Consider the following 17819-nt stretch of genomic DNA (forward strand, 5'->3'; position numbering starts at 1 on the left):
ATCAATCCGCTCAGAAAAGACATGCCACTGCCCGCACCGGGCAGGCAGTGGTTAATCAGGAAGGCTTAATCACCGTACACGTTGAAGTCAAAGTACTTCTTCGCCAGTTTGTCGTAGGTACCGTCTTTACGCATATCAGCAAACGCTTTATCCAGCGCCACTTTCAGATCGGTCTCGTCCTTACGCAGCCCCATACCGGTACCAACGCCAAACAGTTTGTCGTCTTTCACCGCCGGGCCAGCAAACGCATAATCTTTACCCGCAGCCTGCTTGAGGAAACCTTCGCTGCCCGCCACTTCATCCTGGAAGGCGGCATCAATGCGCCCGGAAGTCAGGTCGGCATAGATCAGATCCTGGTTCTGGTAGGCCACCACATCCACCCCTTTCGGCTGCCAGTACTGGTTGGCGTAAGCCTCCTGCGTGGATGCCTGCAATACGCCGACACGCTTACCTTTCAGTGCGTCCAATGTCGGCACAATCGGTGAGCCTTTTTTCGCGATCAGGCGAGCATTCGCAGCGTACAGCTTGTCGGTAAACGCAATTTCCTGCTGACGTTTTTCAGTGATAGACAAGGAGGAGATGATGGTATCGATCTTTTTCGCTTTCAGCGACGGGATCAACGCGTCGAAATCACTTTCCACGAAGGTGCAATTGGCCTGAATGCGTTTGCACAAGTCTTTTGCCAGATCGATATCAAAACCGACCAGTTGACCACTGGCATCCTTGGATTCGAACGGCGCGTACGTCGGGTCAGTCCCAATTTTAATATTTTTCGGAACCTCGGCGAACGTACTGCCTGCAGCGAATACCAGTGCAAGGGGCAAAAGTTTCAACATTTTTTTCATTGCATTACCCTTATTTTATGATTGTCTATGCCTAAGTGATGTTGACGGCGAACGCAAAACCGTTGTGATGAATACGTTTGCTGTGTGCATTAATTTATGTGCTTTTTGTCAAAATATAGCAAATTTTATGCCATAAAAAATATGCCACTCTGCATAAAATCAGATTCCGTGATCATGACAATCACATCAATATAATCAATAAATTATCCTGGTATCAGCAATAGCGAGGGGGATAGTGCAACACCGCCCTGCATGATGAGCACAATCATGGTGCATCGATATGCACCATGAAAATAATATGCATCGAAATAGTGCAACTTATGACGCTGTCGTCAGGCAGCCTGACGCGATAATAGCGCCGCGAAGGGATATCACATGAAAGGCTTACGCACCCTGCCAGCGTGTAAAGAGATCTTGCGGCAACTCGATATCAAATTGGTCAAGTACCCGATTGACCGTCTGATCGATGATATCTTGCACAGTTTGCGGGCGATGGTAAAACGCAGGCACTGGCGGCATGATGACAGCCCCCATTTCTGCTACGGCATTCATCAAGCGTAAATGGCCGATGTGAAGCGGCGTTTCCCGCACACACAACACCAGCGGGCGACGTTCTTTCAGCACCACGTCAGCCGCACGAGTCAGCAAACTATCGGTATAGCTGTGGGTAATCCCAGATAGCGTTTTGATAGAACATGGCAGGATCACCATCCCTGCGGTTTTAAACGAACCGGATGAAATGCTGGCGGCAATATCACGCGAATCATGCACCACATCAGCCAGCGACTGCACATCGCGCACGGTTAGATCGCTTTCCAACGCCAGTGTTTGTCGGGCTGCCGGGCTCATCACCAAATGGGTTTCAACCCCATTTACCGGTTGCAGCACCTGCAACAACCGCACCCCATATATCACGCCGCTGGCACCAGAAATACCGACAATCAGTCGTTTCATTTTCACCTCACGGACCACCGCCGCAGCGGTACTCACAACTTGTGCGCTGACTTTGCCGCATCACCTACAGATTGGCAAGAATAACAGCAACAAAAAAGGGAGCTTGCGCTCCCTGTATCGTTATCGGTCGATAGCTGATGATGCTCAACCTTCGTTGTGCAGCTCCAGATCTTCGACTTCATTCTGGCTACGCATCGCTTTGGCATCGTCATTGCGCAACGCTTCCAGGTAGTCGAGATAGTCCTGATTCACATCCTTGGTGACATAAACACCGTTGAACACTGAACATTCGAACTGGACGATTTCCGGATTATCTTCCCGCACCGCCTCGATCAAATCGTTCAGGTCCTGGAAAATCAGGGCATCGGCACCAATGATCTTACAGATTTCGTCCACTTCACGGCCATGAGCAATCAGCTCATTCACGCTTGGCATATCAATACCATATACGTTCGGGAAGCGAATTTCCGGTGCGGCAGACGCCAGATAGACCCGGCGAGCGCCCGCTTCACGTGCCATCTCCACAATCTGCTGGGACGTGGTGCCACGCACGATAGAGTCATCCACCAGCAGGACGTTTTTACCGCGGAATTCGGCCCGGTTAGCGTTCAGCTTACGGCGCACGGATTTGATGCGGGTTTGCTGACCCGGCATGATAAAAGTACGGCCGACATAGCGGTTTTTCACAAACCCCTGACGGTACGGTTTATTGATAATGCGAGCAATTTCCAGCGCGATATCGCAAGAGGTCTCTGGAATCGGAATCACAACATCGATATCCAGTTCTTCCCACTGGCGGGCAATTTTCTCACCCAGCTTCTGCCCCATACGCACACGCGCGCTGTAGACTGAAATTTTGTCGATGAAGGAATCAGGGCGCGCGAAATAGACGTACTCAAACAGGCACGGGTGACTTTTCGGGTTTTCCGCACACTGACGGGTAAACAGCTGGCCGTTTTCGGTAATGTATACCGCCTCGCCCGGTGCCACATCACGCAGAAACTCAAAGCCCAACGTATCCAACGCGACGCTCTCCGAGGCCACGATATACTCGTTACGCCCATCTTCCAACTCACGTTTGCCGATCACCAGCGGACGGATACCATTTGGATCGCGGAACGCCACCATGCCATGGCCGATAATCATGCCAATGCATGCGTAAGCGCCACGAATTTGCTGATGTACGGCTGCCACCGCTGCAAAAATGTTATCCGCTTCCAGCGGATAATGCTGAAAACGGTCCAGCTCTTTGGCAAAGACGTTCAGCAGAATTTCGGAATCCGATGTGGTATTGACGTGACGACGGCCTTCTTCAAACAGCTTTTGACGCAACTCATGGGCGTTGGTCAGGTTGCCGTTGTGAGCCAGCGTAATCCCGAACGGGGAGTTGACATAGAAAGGCTGAGCCTCTGAGGCGCTGGAACTGCCCGCGGTGGGATAGCGCACGTGGCCGATCCCCATATTGCCCTGCAACCGTTGCATGTGCCGGGCCTCAAACACATCTTTCACCAGACCATTGGCTTTACGCAGGCGAAAGCAATTGGTCTCATTAATGGTGACGATGCCTGCGGCATCCTGCCCACGGTGCTGTAACACCGTTAACGCGTCATAAATCGACTGGTTGACCGGTGTAAAACCGGCGATACCGACAATACCGCACATGTGGTCTTTTCCTCATCAGCGCTACCGCGGCTAGATGTGCCGCGGCAAGAAACTCGACGTGCTTTGCAGGTAGTCAAAAAACCACCTGATGATATAACTGAACTGCGGGATTAAATGGGACTGCTTCCAGTCGGCACTCTGTGAAAAACCGGTGAAGGTATCAAGAAAAAACAGTAACGCAGAGACTATCAACACCCCCCGTAAGGCACCAAAGCAAATCCCCAGTACCCGATCAGTGCCTGATAATCCTGTGCGTTCCACCAACGAACCGATCACATAATTGACGATAGCACCCACAATCAACGTCGCAATAAACAGAATGGCAATAGCGATACCGTTGCGCACCAGCTCATCAGTAAACCGCGTGAAATAGACCGCGAGATAGGCATAGTAGTGGCTGGCGATAAAGAACGCCGCCCCCCAGGTCACCAGCGACAGCGCTTCACGTACAAACCCCCGGATGAGACTGACCAAAGCCGAGAATCCGACAATACCGATAATGACGTAATCAACCCAAACCATGAACTATCCTAATAATGAACGATGACAATCATAACGCCGCTCATCCTGTTCGCGGCGCATTCTAACAGAAAAAGAAAACGTTTGCGTAGCGTATTTCCTGCCGATTTTTTCGATAGGCGAAGAAATTAAAAAAACCGCCTGTCGCGAGACAAATAACGCCTGCTGTTCGCTACCTGCCGTATTGCCCTGCCCCACAAAACACAAGGGGCAAGGTCGCTATGCTCCCCTACCCCTCGATGTACTGACTGACGATTGGCCGACTCAGCGCGCGCTGTACGACCGGACCTGCCCGCTCAACCCACTCAGTTGCTGCAAGTCTCCCAATGCTGACTGCAGTTTCTGCTTCGATGCATCCGGCCCGACGTAGATACGGGTAATCTGCCCGGCTACCGGTGCCGATGGCACGGTATAGGCACGATATCCCGACAAGCGCAACTTCGCGACAATTTCATTGACCTTGTCAGCGTTCTTCAGCGCCCCTAACTGCACCACAAAAGCCTGACCAGCCGGAGCCTGCTCCTGCGATGTCGCTTTAGCGTCCGCTGGCTTGTTTTCCGTCGATCGATTTTCTGCCGATCGGGTGTCGGTTTTAGCTTCTGCTACCGGTTTTTCGCTCGGCTTGCTGTCAGACGACTTGTTATCAGGCGTTTTGCTTTCAGCCGTTTTCACGTCGGGCTTAGGCCGGGTGTCCGCTTTCGTTTCCGGCTTTTTCGGTTCCGGTTTCGCTGGCTGCGCTTTCATCGCTGGCGGAGCAAGCTGCTGCACTGGCTGACGCGGCTCGGTCACCACCGGGGGGACAGACATCGCCGGATGAGAAGGCGACGATGATGCCCCACGCCGCTCCGGTACAGCGGGTGCCGGGGTCGGCTCAGGCACCGTGTCGGCATCAGCGTTATTTTTGTTTTGCATCGCGGCTTCAGCGCCTTCAGGCGGCTGGACAGGCAACGACTGATTGACCGGCGGCATCGACTCCGCCTCCAGTGTATCGCCCGGCTTGGGAACCAGCGGGATGGCAGCAAACTCGTCTTCGTAATGCTTTTTTTTGCCATCCAACAGCCCAGGCAGCACGATAACACCCAGCGCCACCAGCACAACGGTTCCCACCAGGCGATTCTGAAACTTACTCGCCATGCATTCCGCTCCCGTCCAACGCTTCCATCACATGCGCGACAGTATGGAAAGAACCACAAACAATCACCACATCATTTTCTCCGGCATCCTGCATCGCCTGACGCCAGGCTGTCGCCACATCCGAATACCGGGTACAACGCGCCAGATGCTCAGCCAATTGATCAGCACTGGCACCGCGCGGGCCTTCCAGCGGCGCACAGTACCACACATCCACCTGCGACTTAAGATGCGCCAACGTACCGGGAATATCTTTATCGGCCAGCATACCGACTACCGCCCGCACCTGGCCGGTACGCGGCAAATCGGCCAGTCGGGCCGCAAGGTAAGCGGCTGCATGAGGATTATGCGCGACATCCAGAATCAACAACGGTTTTTCGCTCACAATCTGGAAGCGGCCCGGTAGCTGCGCCTGACGCAATCCCTGGCGAATGACATCGACACGCAGTGCAATGTCAGAAACCTGCAACGCTGCCAGCGCGGTGGCTGCATTGGCCAACGGCACAGAGGGGATAGGCAGCGCATCATAGCAAACGTCACCGCTCTGCCAGCGCCAGCCGCCATCCTGCAATGAAAACTGCCAATCCGCACCACGGCGAAACAGTCGGGCACCTTTTTCCTGCACGACAGCGGCGATGGATACCGGCATGTCCGGCTCACCCACCACTGCTGGTCGGTTACCACGGAAGATCCCTGCTTTTTCCCGACCGATGCTGTCACGGTCGTTACCCAGCCAGTCGGTATGATCGAGCGCGATGCTGGTTACCACCGCGACATCGGCATCCACAATGTTAGTGGCATCCAGGCGCCCCCCCAGACCCACTTCCAGTATCACCACATCCAGTTGTGCCTGCTTGAACAGCCACAATGCCGCCAGCGTACCGAATTCAAAATAGGTCAGCGACGTACCATCGCGACCGGCTTCGATCGCCGCAAAGGCTTCAGTATGCAGTGATTCTGCTAATTCCTGTCCCTGAATGCGTACGCGCTCGGTGTAACGCAGCAAATGTGGCGAACTGTACACCCCAACACGTAACCCGGCAGCACTCAGGATGGATTCCAGCGTACAGCAGGTCGTGCCTTTGCCGTTGGTTCCCGCCACGGTAAATACGCGGGGAGCGGGTTGTTGTAGCTGCAGATGTTCCGCGACATGCCGGATGCGATCGAGGCCCAGATCAATGGCCTGACTGTGCAGATGTTCAAGATAGTGAAGCCACGTGGCCAAAGGCGACGTGGCTCGAGGTGTCTGAAGATTGTCCATGAGTCCCGTTCACTGACTTACGGTTGATTACTGACGGGAACACGGCAACAACGCCGCCCTGCTCCCGGTTCATCATTGATTAGGCATCACTCTGTGCTTCGTGCGAGGCGGACAACCGCACCACCGCAGGTTCCTGCGGTTCCGGGCGATTAGTCAACCGGGACAGGATGCTGGCCAGTTTGTAGCGCATATCCGCACGACGAACGATCATGTCGATAGCACCTTTTTCCAGCAGGAATTCACTACGCTGGAAGCCCGGCGGCAGTTTTTCACGAACAGTCTGCTCAATAACACGCGGACCGGCAAAACCGATCAACGCTTTCGGTTCGGCGATATTCAAATCACCCAACATCGCCAGACTGGCGGATACACCGCCCATGGTCGGGTCAGTCAGTACCGAAATATACGGCAAACCACGCTCGCGCATTTTCGCCAGCGCCGCACTGGTTTTCGCCATCTGCATCAGCGACATCAGCGCTTCCTGCATACGGGCACCGCCACTGGCGGAGAAGCAAACCAGCGGGCAGTTATCTTCCAGCGCCTGCTCCACGGCACGAACGAAGCGCGCACCTACCACCGACGCCATAGAACCGCCCATGAAAGAAAACTCGAACGATGCCGCAACCACCGGCATGTCGTACAACGTTCCTTTCATCACCACCAGCGCGTCTTTTTCATCAGACTGTTTCTGCGCTGAAGCAATACGGTCTTTGTACTTCTTCGAGTCTCTGAACTTCAGGACGTCCTTGGGCTCCAGTTCACTGCCCAGTTCGACCATACCTTCCTTGTCCAGAAACGCATGGAGACGAGCCCGGGCAGATAACCGCATGTGGTGATCACATTTCGGACACACTTCCAGATTACGTTCCAGCTCAGCGCGATAAAGCACCTGACCGCAACTGTCACATTTCGTCCAGACCCCCTCAGGAATATTCGCCTTACGGGTAGGTGTGACATTACTTTTATTGAGAATTCGTTCAATCCAGCTCATTGATAACCTTTCTGCTTGAACCTGGCACCAGCCAGTACGCTGCTACACGTTGCCCAATCCCTGGCAACGCCGCCGATAAAGCGATGTCCCATCCCGGCAAGCCGGGGCAAGACTATAGGTATTAAGGCTTGTTAATACAAACACAGCCGTAAATGCTGCTCATTAAACCATAACGATCCGGGCGTGTGGATAAAAAACTGGTCAAACCGGATGTTAAAATAATTTTCCACTTATTTCATATTTTGCCGTGTCATGGCCCGCTTATGCCGCCAGAACTCGATCAACCCCGGCAAAATGGAGATGAAGATGATCGCCACGATCAATAACTTCAGGTTCTCCTGCACCACCGGCAAGTCGCCAAACAGGTAACCAGCATAGGTGAATAACAACACCCACAACACGGCCCCAGTCACGTTATATAGCGCGAACTCACGATAGCGCATATGCCCCATACCGGCGACAAAGGGCGCGAATGTTCTCACAATCGGTACAAATCGCGCCAGAATTATTGTCTTGCCACCGTGATGTTCGTAAAACGCATGGGTACGATCCAGGTAGCTGCGGCGGAAAATGCGTGAGTGAGGATTGCGGAACAATTTCTCACCGAACAATCGACCGATAGTGTAATTCACCGCATCCCCCAGCACCGCCGCGACCACCAACAGCGCCACCATGGTGTGGACGTTCAAATCGTTGGTCGGCAGCGAGGCCAGCGCACCGGCAACAAACAGCAACGAGTCACCAGGCAGGAATGGCGTCACGACTAACCCGGTTTCACAAAACAAAATCAGGAACAAAATGGCGTAAACCCATATGCCATACTGCGCTACCAGCTCAGCCAGATGCACATCAATGTGCAAGATAAAATCTATGATAAACCGTACAACATCGAGCATAATCGCGTCCTTATTCAGTTCAATACCAACTCAATTCATATCAACATCGGCTTCGCCGTTTATCACCGTCACACCGGTGTCTTTTACCTCATCGGGTAAAAAAAGCGGCCCCATCGACGCGCAGGGAATCCCGAAATGCGGTGGATAGTCCACGGCAACCAGATACAGTCCATCAGCCTTTGCCGTCGCGGCAGCCAGCGTGCGATCTTTCGCCGCCAGCAGCTCAGCCATCCATTTTTCCGGCTGGTTGCCGCACCCGACCTCCATCAGGCTGCCGACAATATTACGCACCATGTGATGCACAAAGGCGTTAGCTTTGATGTCTACCACCACATAATCACCCAGACGCGTTACCCGCAGGTGCATCAGGTTACGCCAGGGCGTACGTGACTGGCATTGCACCGCCCTAAACGAGGTAAAATCGTTCTCGCCCAGCAGGCACTGCCCGGCTCGATGCATGCGCTCGGCATCCAGTGGCAGGTAATAATGCGTCACCCCGTGCGACAGGATGGCTGGCCGAAAACGCCGGTTATAAATCACATAGCGATAACGGCGTGCCGTGGCGCTAAAACGGGCGTGAAACGCCTCATCCACCGTTTTGACCCAGCGCACCGCGATATCCGGTGGTAGGTTGGCATTCACCCCCATCGTCCAGGCGGCGTCTTTGCGCACCGCGTGGGTCGTGAAGTGCACCACCTGTCCGGTTGCATGCACCCCGGCATCGGTACGGCCAGCGCAAAACACATCGATACGTTCGTTCGCCACCTGAGACAATGCCGCTTCCAGACACCCCTGAACGCTGTCTACCTCGGCCTGACGCTGCCAGCCGTAATAGCGACTGCCGTCATACTCAATCCCCAGGGCGATTTTCAGCGGTGCCTCATCGTCCGCGTGCTGCAACGCCGTCATTACCCCAGGTACTCCTCAATCAGCCGTTCCGCGGTTTCTATCGCCATCAACGCACCGCCGAAGCGGATATTGTCGGCCACCGACCAGAACTGCAACAGCTCAGGTATGCCGTAATCGTTACGCAGACACCCAATACTCAGTTGTACATTGCCAGAGGCATCTTCCACCTGCGTCGGATAGTCGTCTTCCTCGCTCAACGCGATATCCGCCGCCTGCGCCAGCACATCACGCGCTTCATCGGCAGACAGCGGGCGCAACGCTTCCAAATGCACCACCTGCGCATGACCGTAAAACACCGGTGATTGTACACAACTGACCGATATCGGCAGGCCATCATCCTGCAATACCTTGCGCACCTGATCGACCAGCCGACGCTCCTCACGGACACTGCCTTCACTGTCGGCCAGCAGCGGTAACATATTGAACGCCAGTTGTTTCGGGAACAGCCCCGCTTCGGCCGGAATACCGTTGAGAAGACGAGCGCTTTGCCCCGCCAAATCATCCACCGCCGCTTTACCATGCGCCGACACCGACAACAGGTTACTGACGTGCAAACGCGACAACCCAGCCTGTTCCGTCAACGGTTTGATCGCAGTCAGTAACTGACTGGTCAGGCTATCCGCCACCGCCACGATATTGCGATTACGGTAATCCCCCAGTACATGCGGATTCACCCCCGGTACCACCAGCGGGACATCCGGTTCCAGCGCAAACAGGCCGCTACTGTCAATCACCAGACACCCGGCGTCACCTGCGGCTTGCGCATAGCGAGCACTGGCATCGATACCGGCGACGAAAAAGGCCAGTTGCACCTGCGACCAGTCGAAATCAGCCGCGTCTTCTACCCGCAGCGAACGGCCGTTAAAACGCAAACTCTCACCGACGCTGTTTTCACTCGCCAGCGCATAGAGCTCACCCACGGGAAACTCACGCTCCTGCAATAGCTCCAGCAACGCAGTGCCGACAGCGCCGGTCGCTCCCAGCAACGCGATATTCCAGCCATTGGACATGTGGTTGTACTCCCCAAGAATAATGAATAAAACACACCGGACGATGATGACATCGCCCGGATTACTCTGATTTTGATACAGGAAATTAGCGTTCGTTCACCGACGCGGTGAAACCTAACCGGTTCAGTTGCTCGGCACTTTCGCGATCAGCGCAGATGACATGCAACGATGACCACTCGCGCCGCTCCTGATAGCACTTACGCAACCGGTCGAATTCACCGGGAATCTGAGCGACCTGACGCAATAAGGCATCATCGCGGCGCACATCATACACCAGATGCACCAGTCGTTTGAGTTGATACTCATCGAGTGGCACCGTCAGGGCCACCTCCGCCAGTTCCGGCGTCGGTAGCAACGACGACAAGGCGACCTGCTGCGGTTGACCGATAAAACGGCTCCAGGCTTCGAACACCTGCGTGGTGCCGCGTGCTTTGCCTTCCAGCGTATAACCGGCGATATGGGCCGTACCGATATCAACGCGCTCCAGCAGTTCAAGAGATAACTCAGGCTCGGGTTCCCACACATCCAGCACCACGCTAAGGTGTTGGCCGCGTTTAAGGGCAGCCAACAAGGCAGCGTTGTCCACCACCGGCCCGCGACAGGCATTAATCAGGATGGTGCCAGCTTTCAAGCGCGCCAGCAGTGCGGCATCCACACAATGTAAGGTGGCATAAGGCCCCGCTTTCAATAGCGGTGTGTGGAACGTCAGCACATCAGCCTGCTCCACCACCTCGTCTAGCGATACAAATGACCCTTCGTCACCGCGATCCGCCCGCGGCGGGTCGCACAGCAACGTCCGCACCCCCAGCGCCGTCAACCGGTCATTGAGGCGAGACCCCACGTTCCCTACCCCGACGATCCCAACGGTACGGTCTGTCAACGCAAAGCCATCACGTTCTGCCAGCATTAACAGCGCGGAAAACACATACTCGACCACCGCAATCGCATTGCAGCCGGGGGCGGCGGAAAACGCGATCCCCTGCTGGCGCAGAAACGCTTCATCCACATGGTCGGTGCCCGCGGTTGCCGTACCGACAAACTTTACCGCTTTGCCGCTCAGCAGGTCAGCATTCACTTTCGTGACTGAGCGCACCATCAGGGCATCCGCCCCGTTCAGGGCCTCTGTCGGAATCGGGCGGCCCGGTACCGCCGTTACCTCGCCAAGGCGGCTGAACAGCGTCTGAGCGTAAGGCATATTTTCATCAACAAGGATTTTCACGTTGGCTTTCCTGATAGACCGCTGACGACACCCGCGTCGCCGCGACAAAACGAAGGGCGTTATTCTGCCATAAACCAACCGCTGGTAACACTGACGAGCGGCATCGGTTCATGATGGCTATTCAGCTTACTGGCAGGCCAGCAACACGATCAAAATAGATTTCGGGGTCAATCACCACCGTCCTTGCTCGCATCAGTGACAATCGCCTGAAAAATGGGCTACCGTGCGCAATAATCGGCAGCAATGCCGCGCCGATAGCAGCGGCCTCAGCCCCCAGTCTGGCATGTTCCAGTCTTGGCATATGTCTTACTTTTCTGGCAGCCACAGAGGGAAGTAATGGATAAGTACGATCCACCAGCGATGCGAAAAGTGCGGGAGGAAGACATCCGCCGATTAAAATTTTTTGGGGATCAAACATGTTTTCAATGATTGAAACCAGAATGCGCAGACGTTTACTGTTGAGTTCAAGCCATGCCATCAACTCACTGTTGCGTTGCTGATAGAGCGAATTAAGAAAATCTGGCTGTTCAAGTGCGCTCAAATCCACTGCCAGGGTAATAGCCAGTTCTTCTAATGAAAAAGGGGTCACATCAGCCGCAACAGGTTGTAGTTCTGATGGCCAACTTAGTAAGCCAATCTCACCGGCATTGTTGAAGGCACCTTGAAACGGCAAACCGTCAACGATAATCCCGGCACCGAGTCCATGACCAACAAAAATATAAACATAGTGGGTAAGCCCAACTGCCGACCCAACCTGGCGTTCAGCAAGCGCCGCCGCCGTCGCGTCATTCTCTACAATGACCGGCATGCCGCACAACGCTTCAACAGCATCAGCTGTCGGCACATGGCTCCATGCCTGCCATCCAGGCGATCCTACATACTTCTCGAAGTCAGCCTCTTGCAAAGTTGGCATTGCGATACCCGTCCCCCATACAGGGACACCTTCACATTCCTGGGAAAGTTCGGCGACAAGCTTGGCGATGTTGCTAATACTCGCCTCAGGGTTTTGCCATGATACAGGCGCAGTTCTGCGAGCTAGCTCGCATGCAAACAGGTCGCACGCAACAGCAGTGATACCATTTCGATCCAGATGAACACCAAAAACACAGCCAGCACGTGCATTGAGTCGTAAAAACTTCTGTGGAGCCCCACGGCGGTTGGTTGAGCGCCCCTCTTCAATTAGTAAACCCCGTTTAAGCAAATCTTGAGTGATATTAGCGATAGTTTGCGGTTGTAACCCAGTGCTCTCGACAAGGTCACTACGGGATAATTCCCCTGTAGTTCGTAGTAGATCAAACACCAGTCGGCGATTGTACCGACCAGAATAAGCATGATTGTTACCAGTATGCACGACAGCACCTTCGCTCTTTATTATTTCCATTAAATAGATAATAAAATCTTCGTTTTTATCGTGTCCAGCTAATTAAAATTTCAAAAAAATGGCTTTTGTCATCATAACTTCACCTTAATTTCGTCTAATGCCCTTCATCACCGACTTAATAAAACCATTTAGTGGATTTAATTTTTTGTCTGGAGTTTATCCCGCTATGAGCAAGCAGCATATTCATCTTACTGCGTTAACCATTGTTACTGCTTTATCTGCCATAAACGCTACGGCTGCAGAACTGGTCATCTACACTTCTCATGGAGAAACGACCTCCGCACCTGTTCTTGACGCGTTTAAAAAGACGTACCCAGACATTAACGTGACAGTCGTACGTGGCGGTACAGGGGACGTGGTTGAACGTATACGTGCAGAGACAGCTAATCCAACGGCTGATGTGCTTTGGGGCGGGCCTATCCAGACATATGAAGAGAACACGGCTCTTTTCCAGCCTTTTCAAAGCGACACAGATGCGAGCATGGTGACCATAGATCCACAGCATATCTGGCACCCTTTTACTCTGCTTTTGCAACCCATTATGGTCAGCACAAAACGAGTCTCCCCGGCCGATATGCCGACGTCTCAGGTTGATCTCGCTCGCGATAAATGGAAAAAATTAGGTGCGCTGATTATTCCAGATCCCGCACGTTCAGGGACGGGGTATACCATTGTCTCTGCGCTGGCTGGCCAGTTCGGCTGGAATTTTATCAATCGTCTCGTCAAAGATGTCCGTATTGCTCCCGGTTCGGACGATGCATTCAACGCCATACGCGATGGAGAAGCGGCCATTGGTTGGATCAATGAAGATTTAGGTGCCAAATGGACGGCAGATGGCCTGCCAATCAAAATTATCTATCCGACTGATGCCATTACCGGCCAGATTGACGCACAGGCGATTGTGGCAAACGCACCACATATCGAGCAGGCCAAAATCTTTATCGACTTTCTTGGCTCGAAAACAGCGCATGAACGGGTACGTGACGCAACCGTCCGCCGCTCAGCCCGTATAGATATAGCGCCTCCCGCCGTTCTGCCGAATGTGAGCCAGCTCAATATTATTTCCCCACAGGATCCTAAACAGGTTGTCGTCGCACGCTTTCAGGCAGCAGTCGCCAAATGAAGATACTTCGTGATCCCTGGCGACTGACAGCCATTATTGCGCTGCTCTTTTGCTGTACGACAATTTTACTGCCCCAGGCTCGCCTGCTGAGTGCCTCGTTGCTGGGAGACGGTGGTCGCTTTACCTTCGTTAATCGACCAACCGGGCTCGAGGTTATACCCGAGATGTCCAACGGTTTTACCATCGCCATGAAACCAAATGGAAGTCTTGATGTTAGCAAGGGGGCGAACTTTCATCTCAACTTTCTGGCACGAGATAAGAACAGTATTCTGATTCGAGGAACCGCTAATCCTCAATTCACCGTCCTGAATAACGGGGCATTACAGTTAGCGTCAGACGACTTTTCACTGATAGTGAGCCAACAGACGCCGCGAGGCCTGTTTAACCGAACTACCGCCACACCACTGACTGCCATACGCCAATCGGATGGGGTGGTGGTGTTGCAACATGCGGCTAACGCCTATATCAGCATTGAAGAGCCCACCCTCTCTTTCACAGCGAGGCACTACCTTTCCTTCTTCACCCATGAGGAAACACGCAGCGCAACGCTTAACAGCCTGATGATTTCCCTGTGTGCAACGGCATTCGCCGCTATACTGGGCGTATCACTGGCTTACATGATTGCCCGGTTCCGGGTCACTGGTTCAACGGCCATCATTCTGCTGGTCACCATGGCATCAGTATCCCCTCCCTTTCTGGGGGCTTATTCCTGGCGTCTGCTACTGGGGCACAACGGCATCATCACTACAAGCCTTGGACTAACGACGTCTATTGTCGGCATTTATGGCGTTATCTGGGTGATTGCATGGCTTGTCTTTCCAGTCATCTTTCTTCTTAGTTACAGCGCATTTCGCCGTGTCGATGCTTCACATATCGAAGCCGCAGAAAGCCTGGGTGCGACACCCTTACGTGTGCGGCTGTCGGTAGAGATTCCATTGGCTATGCCCGGTATTGTCACCGGCCTTTATCTGGCGACGATGGCCGCCCTCTCAGACTTCGGCACGCCGCGAATCATCGGCCTTGATCTGAATGTACTGCCAGTCTTGATTTACACCTCTTTTCTGAGCGAAGCAGGACGAAATCCTGCACTCGCGGCAACAGGTGCGGTGGTGCTGGTGGCCTTATCCAGCCTCTTCCTGATGGCGCAACAAATCTATCTTGCCAGACGCGGCTATGCCGCCGTGTCATCAAGGCAGTCTGCACCAAGGGAACTATCTCGTTTGGGACATATCCTGACCCTATCTTTTACCGCACTCGTTCTGCTCCTGGCGTTCGTACCACATATAACAGTTCTCATCACCAGTTTTGTAAAATGGCGCGCCGGGTTGCCAACAACCAGCCCAACGCTCGATAACTATCTGACAATGTGGAAAAACGGCCTGGCCTCAGCCTGGGTTACCCTTTCGCTGGGAGTTGCCGGAACATTACTGGCTTTCTCCGTCGGTATTGCCATTGCCTATATAGTGGTACGTAAACGCTACACGTTGATCGCACCTGTGCTTAACAACGTCGTCATGATGCCCTACGTCATACCAGGCACAGTTCTGGGAATTGGACTGATACTTATTTTTAACCAAGCACCACTTCAGCTTACCGGTACGTGGTACATCCTGGTGCTGGCCTACGTTATCCGAAATCTCCCGTTTACCGTCAAAGCATCAGAGGCAGCCTTGCGTCAGGTGCACCCAGCACTGGATGAAGCGGCAATCAGCCTTGGAGCAAGACCCATCAGGGTATTTTTGACTATCACTGCGCCACTGATGCTGGCAGGCGCAGTGACTGGAGCAACGCTGACGTTTCTGCACATTGTGACGGAATTATCATCAACTATCGTGCTTTATCGCCCCCCCTGGAAGCCCATGACAGCAGTAATCTTTGAAAATACGCTCGCAGATTCCGATTTCGGCGTCTGCGCAGCACAGACCATCATACTCATGCTTATTGTTTATGTGCCCCTTTATATCGTTGTTCGCTATGGACAGTCGGAGAAAAACCGTCATGCCTGATATATACGATAACACCAGCCATCGCCGGGGGTGCGAAGTCGCTATTCAGTCTGTCTCGAAACGCTACGACTCGCACCTTGTGCTGCATGACATATCAATGACCATCATGCCGGGTGAGTTCTTTACGCTTCTTGGCCCATCAGGCTGCGGTAAAACAACGTTGCTTCGGGCTATTGCTGGTTTTCACCCCATCAATGATGGCCGTATCCTGTTTGATGGCGTCGACGTTTCGCAACGCGCGCCGTGGGATCGTAATATCGGTTTTGTCTTTCAAAACTATGCGTTATGGCCGAATAAAACGATCTTCGATAACGTGGCTTACGGGCTTCGGCTGCGAAAAATACCCAGACAGGATATCCAGAAACGGGTACGTCTTGCTCTTGAGCAGGTGCAACTCAGTCATGTGGAAGAGCGCTATCCCGGCGAAATGAGTGGCGGCATGCAACAGCGGATTGCGATGGCCCGTGCGCTCGTTATCGATCCTCCGCTGCTGCTATTGGATGAACCCCTGTCGAATCTTGATGCCAAACTGCGAGTATCGCTGCGTCAGGAATTGCGCGAATTACAAAAACGCATCGGCGTTACCGCTATCTATGTCACCCACGATCAGGAAGAAGCCCTGGAACTCTCAGACAGGATCGCTGTTATGCAGGGTGGAAAAGTCGAGCAATTGTCTGCGCCAGAAGTGCTTTATGCGCGCCCTGCCTCACGTTTTGTGGCTGAATTCGTCGGTCAGGCAAACTTTATCAAAGGTGTGATAACCGAACAGGGTTTTACTCCTGACAACGGTACCTGTCTTAACCTCTCTCATGCGTTTCATCGTGGCCCAGCCACACTGTTTGTTCGTCCAGAAAACGTGCATATATGCGAGGCAGGTCAGGGGCTCATTGACGGTATCGTCACTGATGTTCGTTATATCGGACGCGCTTGGGTCTATCGTCTGACGATCCCCGGCTGGGACAGCCTATGGGCAGAAGCAACCAGACGTATCGCTGTCGATAATAAGGTCGGTATCGTCTTCAATGAAACAACCTTTCTGGAAGCACACGCATGACAGACTACTCTCTGGATAACAGCCAACTGCTTCGCGTGGCCAAAAAGGCCGCCCAGGCCGGTGGGATTGAGCTATTAAAGCGCTTTGGCAAAATGAATGCGTCTTGTATCAGCAAAAAGGAACAAGCCAATTATGTCTCACAAGCCGACCTCGCCGCCGAACGTGCAATATTCAACACATTAACGGAGGAAGCGGTAGGCTTTGGGCTCCTTGGTGAAGAAACAGGCTTTCAGGCTGGAACGCGTAAAGAGATGTGGGTTGTCGACCCCCTCGACGGAACCAGTAATTTTATCTGGGGCATTCCATATTTTGCCGTCAGCATAGCGCTCTGCGACGATGAAAGAGAAATTCTTGGCGTAGTATACGACCCGCTGCGTGAAGAGTATTTCACCACCATCGCGGGAGAAGGAACTTACCTGAACGATCAACGAGTAGCGCGCTTAGCGGATAAATTGCCAGAAGAGTCACTGTGCTCACTCTCATTGCCCGTTCCGGGTCAACTGCGGGTGATAACACAGGATCAGCTATTCTCTGGGCTGACCCGCATTATGGCAGAGTCTGCCGGTGTCCGGCGGCTTGGGTCAGCCGCACTCGATCTCGCCTATGTCGGAGTCGGAAGACTGGACGCTTATTTTGAAGACAGTCTCAGTTATTACGATGTCGCAGCGGGTAAACTCATCGCCCAGGAAAATGGCGTACGGGTAAGCACATTCCATGGTGAAAAAGTACGGGAAGGTTCAGTGCTAGCCGCGCGCCCAAGCATTTATGACTGGTTCCGGAATGCATTCTTATACCGGTAACTCACTGTAGGTCATCGTATCGCGTATTGCGCTCGGTGTACGTCTTCGTAAAAAGCAT

Annotated in this window: 16 protein-coding genes; 4 read left to right on the plus strand and 12 right to left on the minus strand. The window is 53.4% G+C overall.

The genetic code is table 11. From position 1 onward, the window contains the following. Positions 1 to 65: 65 nt before the first annotated feature. From argT to FAZ14_RS03010, 12 genes are all read right to left on the minus strand, one after another. Positions 66 to 845, minus strand: a complete 780-nt coding sequence (gene argT / locus FAZ14_RS02950) for a lysine/arginine/ornithine ABC transporter substrate-binding protein ArgT (protein WP_016941098.1) — start codon at positions 843 to 845, stop codon at positions 66 to 68. Positions 846 to 1229: 384 nt separating this feature from the next. Continuing rightward, positions 1230 to 1799 (minus strand): UbiX family flavin prenyltransferase, encoded by a 570-nt coding sequence (locus FAZ14_RS02960; RefSeq protein ID WP_016941099.1) that lies wholly within the window; start codon positions 1797 to 1799, stop codon positions 1230 to 1232. Between the two features lie 144 nt (positions 1800 to 1943). After that, positions 1944 to 3461: an amidophosphoribosyltransferase gene (purF, locus tag FAZ14_RS02965; RefSeq protein WP_016941100.1), complete on the minus strand. Its 1518-nt coding sequence runs from the start codon at positions 3459 to 3461 to the stop codon at positions 1944 to 1946. Positions 3462 to 3491: 30 nt separating this feature from the next. After that, on the minus strand, positions 3492 to 3983 hold the full coding sequence (cvpA, locus tag FAZ14_RS02970; protein WP_012885419.1) for a colicin V production protein: 492 nt from the start codon (positions 3981 to 3983) through the stop codon (positions 3492 to 3494). Between the two features lie 261 nt (positions 3984 to 4244). Next, positions 4245 to 5114 carry a cell division protein DedD gene (dedD, locus tag FAZ14_RS02975; protein WP_038925346.1) on the minus strand — a complete coding sequence of 290 codons (870 nt, stop codon included), beginning with the start codon at positions 5112 to 5114 and terminating at the stop codon, positions 4245 to 4247. Continuing rightward, complete coding sequence (gene folC, locus FAZ14_RS02980; protein ID WP_016941102.1) at positions 5104 to 6372, minus strand: bifunctional tetrahydrofolate synthase/dihydrofolate synthase; 1269 nt, start codon at positions 6370 to 6372, stop codon at positions 5104 to 5106. Before folC ends, dedD begins: the two co-directional genes overlap by 11 nt. Positions 6373 to 6451: 79 nt before the next feature. Then, entirely contained in the window at positions 6452 to 7363 is a 912-nt protein-coding gene (gene accD / locus FAZ14_RS02985; RefSeq protein ID WP_016941103.1) for an acetyl-CoA carboxylase, carboxyltransferase subunit beta, read from the minus strand. Between the two features lie 230 nt (positions 7364 to 7593). Next, complete coding sequence (locus FAZ14_RS02990) at positions 7594 to 8259, minus strand: DedA family protein (RefSeq protein WP_016941104.1); 666 nt, start codon at positions 8257 to 8259, stop codon at positions 7594 to 7596. A 30-nt stretch (positions 8260 to 8289) separates the two neighbouring features. Continuing rightward, entirely contained in the window at positions 8290 to 9168 is an 879-nt protein-coding gene (gene truA / locus FAZ14_RS02995; protein WP_153507998.1) for a tRNA pseudouridine(38-40) synthase TruA, read from the minus strand. Continuing rightward, on the minus strand, positions 9168 to 10178 hold the full coding sequence (locus tag FAZ14_RS03000) for an aspartate-semialdehyde dehydrogenase (protein WP_016941106.1): 1011 nt from the start codon (positions 10176 to 10178) through the stop codon (positions 9168 to 9170). The genes truA and FAZ14_RS03000 overlap by 1 nt, the downstream gene beginning before the upstream one ends. A gap of 85 nt (positions 10179 to 10263) precedes the next feature. After that, positions 10264 to 11397, minus strand: a complete 1134-nt coding sequence (gene pdxB, locus FAZ14_RS03005) for a 4-phosphoerythronate dehydrogenase PdxB (RefSeq protein WP_016941107.1) — start codon at positions 11395 to 11397, stop codon at positions 10264 to 10266. Between the two features lie 121 nt (positions 11398 to 11518). Then, positions 11519 to 12748, minus strand: a complete 1230-nt coding sequence (locus tag FAZ14_RS03010; protein ID WP_038925363.1) for an ROK family protein — start codon at positions 12746 to 12748, stop codon at positions 11519 to 11521. A gap of 196 nt (positions 12749 to 12944) precedes the next feature. On the opposite strand from FAZ14_RS03010, the gene FAZ14_RS03015 reads away from it, so the two are divergent. The 4 genes from FAZ14_RS03015 to FAZ14_RS03030 are packed head-to-tail and all read left to right on the plus strand — an operon-like array spanning position 12945 to position 17761. Then, positions 12945 to 13901, plus strand: coding sequence for an extracellular solute-binding protein (locus FAZ14_RS03015; protein WP_016941109.1), 957 nt, complete (start codon positions 12945 to 12947; stop codon positions 13899 to 13901). Beyond that, on the plus strand, positions 13898 to 15907 hold the full coding sequence (locus FAZ14_RS03020) for an ABC transporter permease (RefSeq protein ID WP_153507999.1): 2010 nt from the start codon (positions 13898 to 13900) through the stop codon (positions 15905 to 15907). Before FAZ14_RS03015 ends, FAZ14_RS03020 begins: the two co-directional genes overlap by 4 nt. Continuing rightward, positions 15900 to 16961, plus strand: a complete 1062-nt coding sequence (locus FAZ14_RS03025) for an ABC transporter ATP-binding protein (RefSeq protein ID WP_153508000.1) — start codon at positions 15900 to 15902, stop codon at positions 16959 to 16961. Before FAZ14_RS03020 ends, FAZ14_RS03025 begins: the two co-directional genes overlap by 8 nt. Then, a complete protein-coding gene (locus FAZ14_RS03030) occupies positions 16958 to 17761 on the plus strand; it encodes an inositol monophosphatase family protein (RefSeq protein WP_016941112.1) in 804 nt (267 codons plus the stop codon). The genes FAZ14_RS03025 and FAZ14_RS03030 overlap by 4 nt, the downstream gene beginning before the upstream one ends. The last annotated feature ends 58 nt before the right edge of the window (positions 17762 to 17819 follow it).

It is taken from the genome of Dickeya oryzae, from assembly GCF_009372235.1.
In the GTDB taxonomy this organism is placed as follows: domain Bacteria; phylum Pseudomonadota; class Gammaproteobacteria; order Enterobacterales; family Enterobacteriaceae; genus Dickeya; species Dickeya oryzae.

Bases quoted from the DNA above. Each gene is read 5' to 3' on its own strand.
- argT (WP_016941098.1), bottom strand. From the start codon at position 845: ATGAAAAAAATGTTGAAACTTTTGCCCCTTGCACTGGTATTCGCTGCA.
- FAZ14_RS03000 (WP_016941106.1), bottom strand. From the start codon at position 10,178: ATGTCCAATGGCTGGAATATCGCGTTGCTGGGAGCGACCGGCGCTGTC.
- truA (WP_153507998.1), bottom strand. From the start codon at position 9,168: ATGACGGCGTTGCAGCACGCGGACGATGAGGCACCGCTGAAAATCGCC.
- purF (WP_016941100.1), bottom strand. From the start codon at position 3,461: ATGTGCGGTATTGTCGGTATCGCCGGTTTTACACCGGTCAACCAGTCG.
- FAZ14_RS03025 (WP_153508000.1), top strand. From the start codon at position 15,900: ATGCCTGATATATACGATAACACCAGCCATCGCCGGGGGTGCGAAGTC.
- FAZ14_RS03030 (WP_016941112.1), top strand. From the start codon at position 16,958: ATGACAGACTACTCTCTGGATAACAGCCAACTGCTTCGCGTGGCCAAA.
- FAZ14_RS03020 (WP_153507999.1), top strand. From the start codon at position 13,898: ATGAAGATACTTCGTGATCCCTGGCGACTGACAGCCATTATTGCGCTG.
- folC (WP_016941102.1), bottom strand. From the start codon at position 6,372: ATGGACAATCTTCAGACACCTCGAGCCACGTCGCCTTTGGCCACGTGG.
- FAZ14_RS03015 (WP_016941109.1), top strand. From the start codon at position 12,945: ATGAGCAAGCAGCATATTCATCTTACTGCGTTAACCATTGTTACTGCT.
- dedD (WP_038925346.1), bottom strand. From the start codon at position 5,114: ATGGCGAGTAAGTTTCAGAATCGCCTGGTGGGAACCGTTGTGCTGGTG.
- accD (WP_016941103.1), bottom strand. From the start codon at position 7,363: ATGAGCTGGATTGAACGAATTCTCAATAAAAGTAATGTCACACCTACC.
- cvpA (WP_012885419.1), bottom strand. From the start codon at position 3,983: ATGGTTTGGGTTGATTACGTCATTATCGGTATTGTCGGATTCTCGGCT.
- FAZ14_RS02990 (WP_016941104.1), bottom strand. From the start codon at position 8,259: ATGCTCGATGTTGTACGGTTTATCATAGATTTTATCTTGCACATTGAT.
- FAZ14_RS02960 (WP_016941099.1), bottom strand. From the start codon at position 1,799: ATGAAACGACTGATTGTCGGTATTTCTGGTGCCAGCGGCGTGATATAT.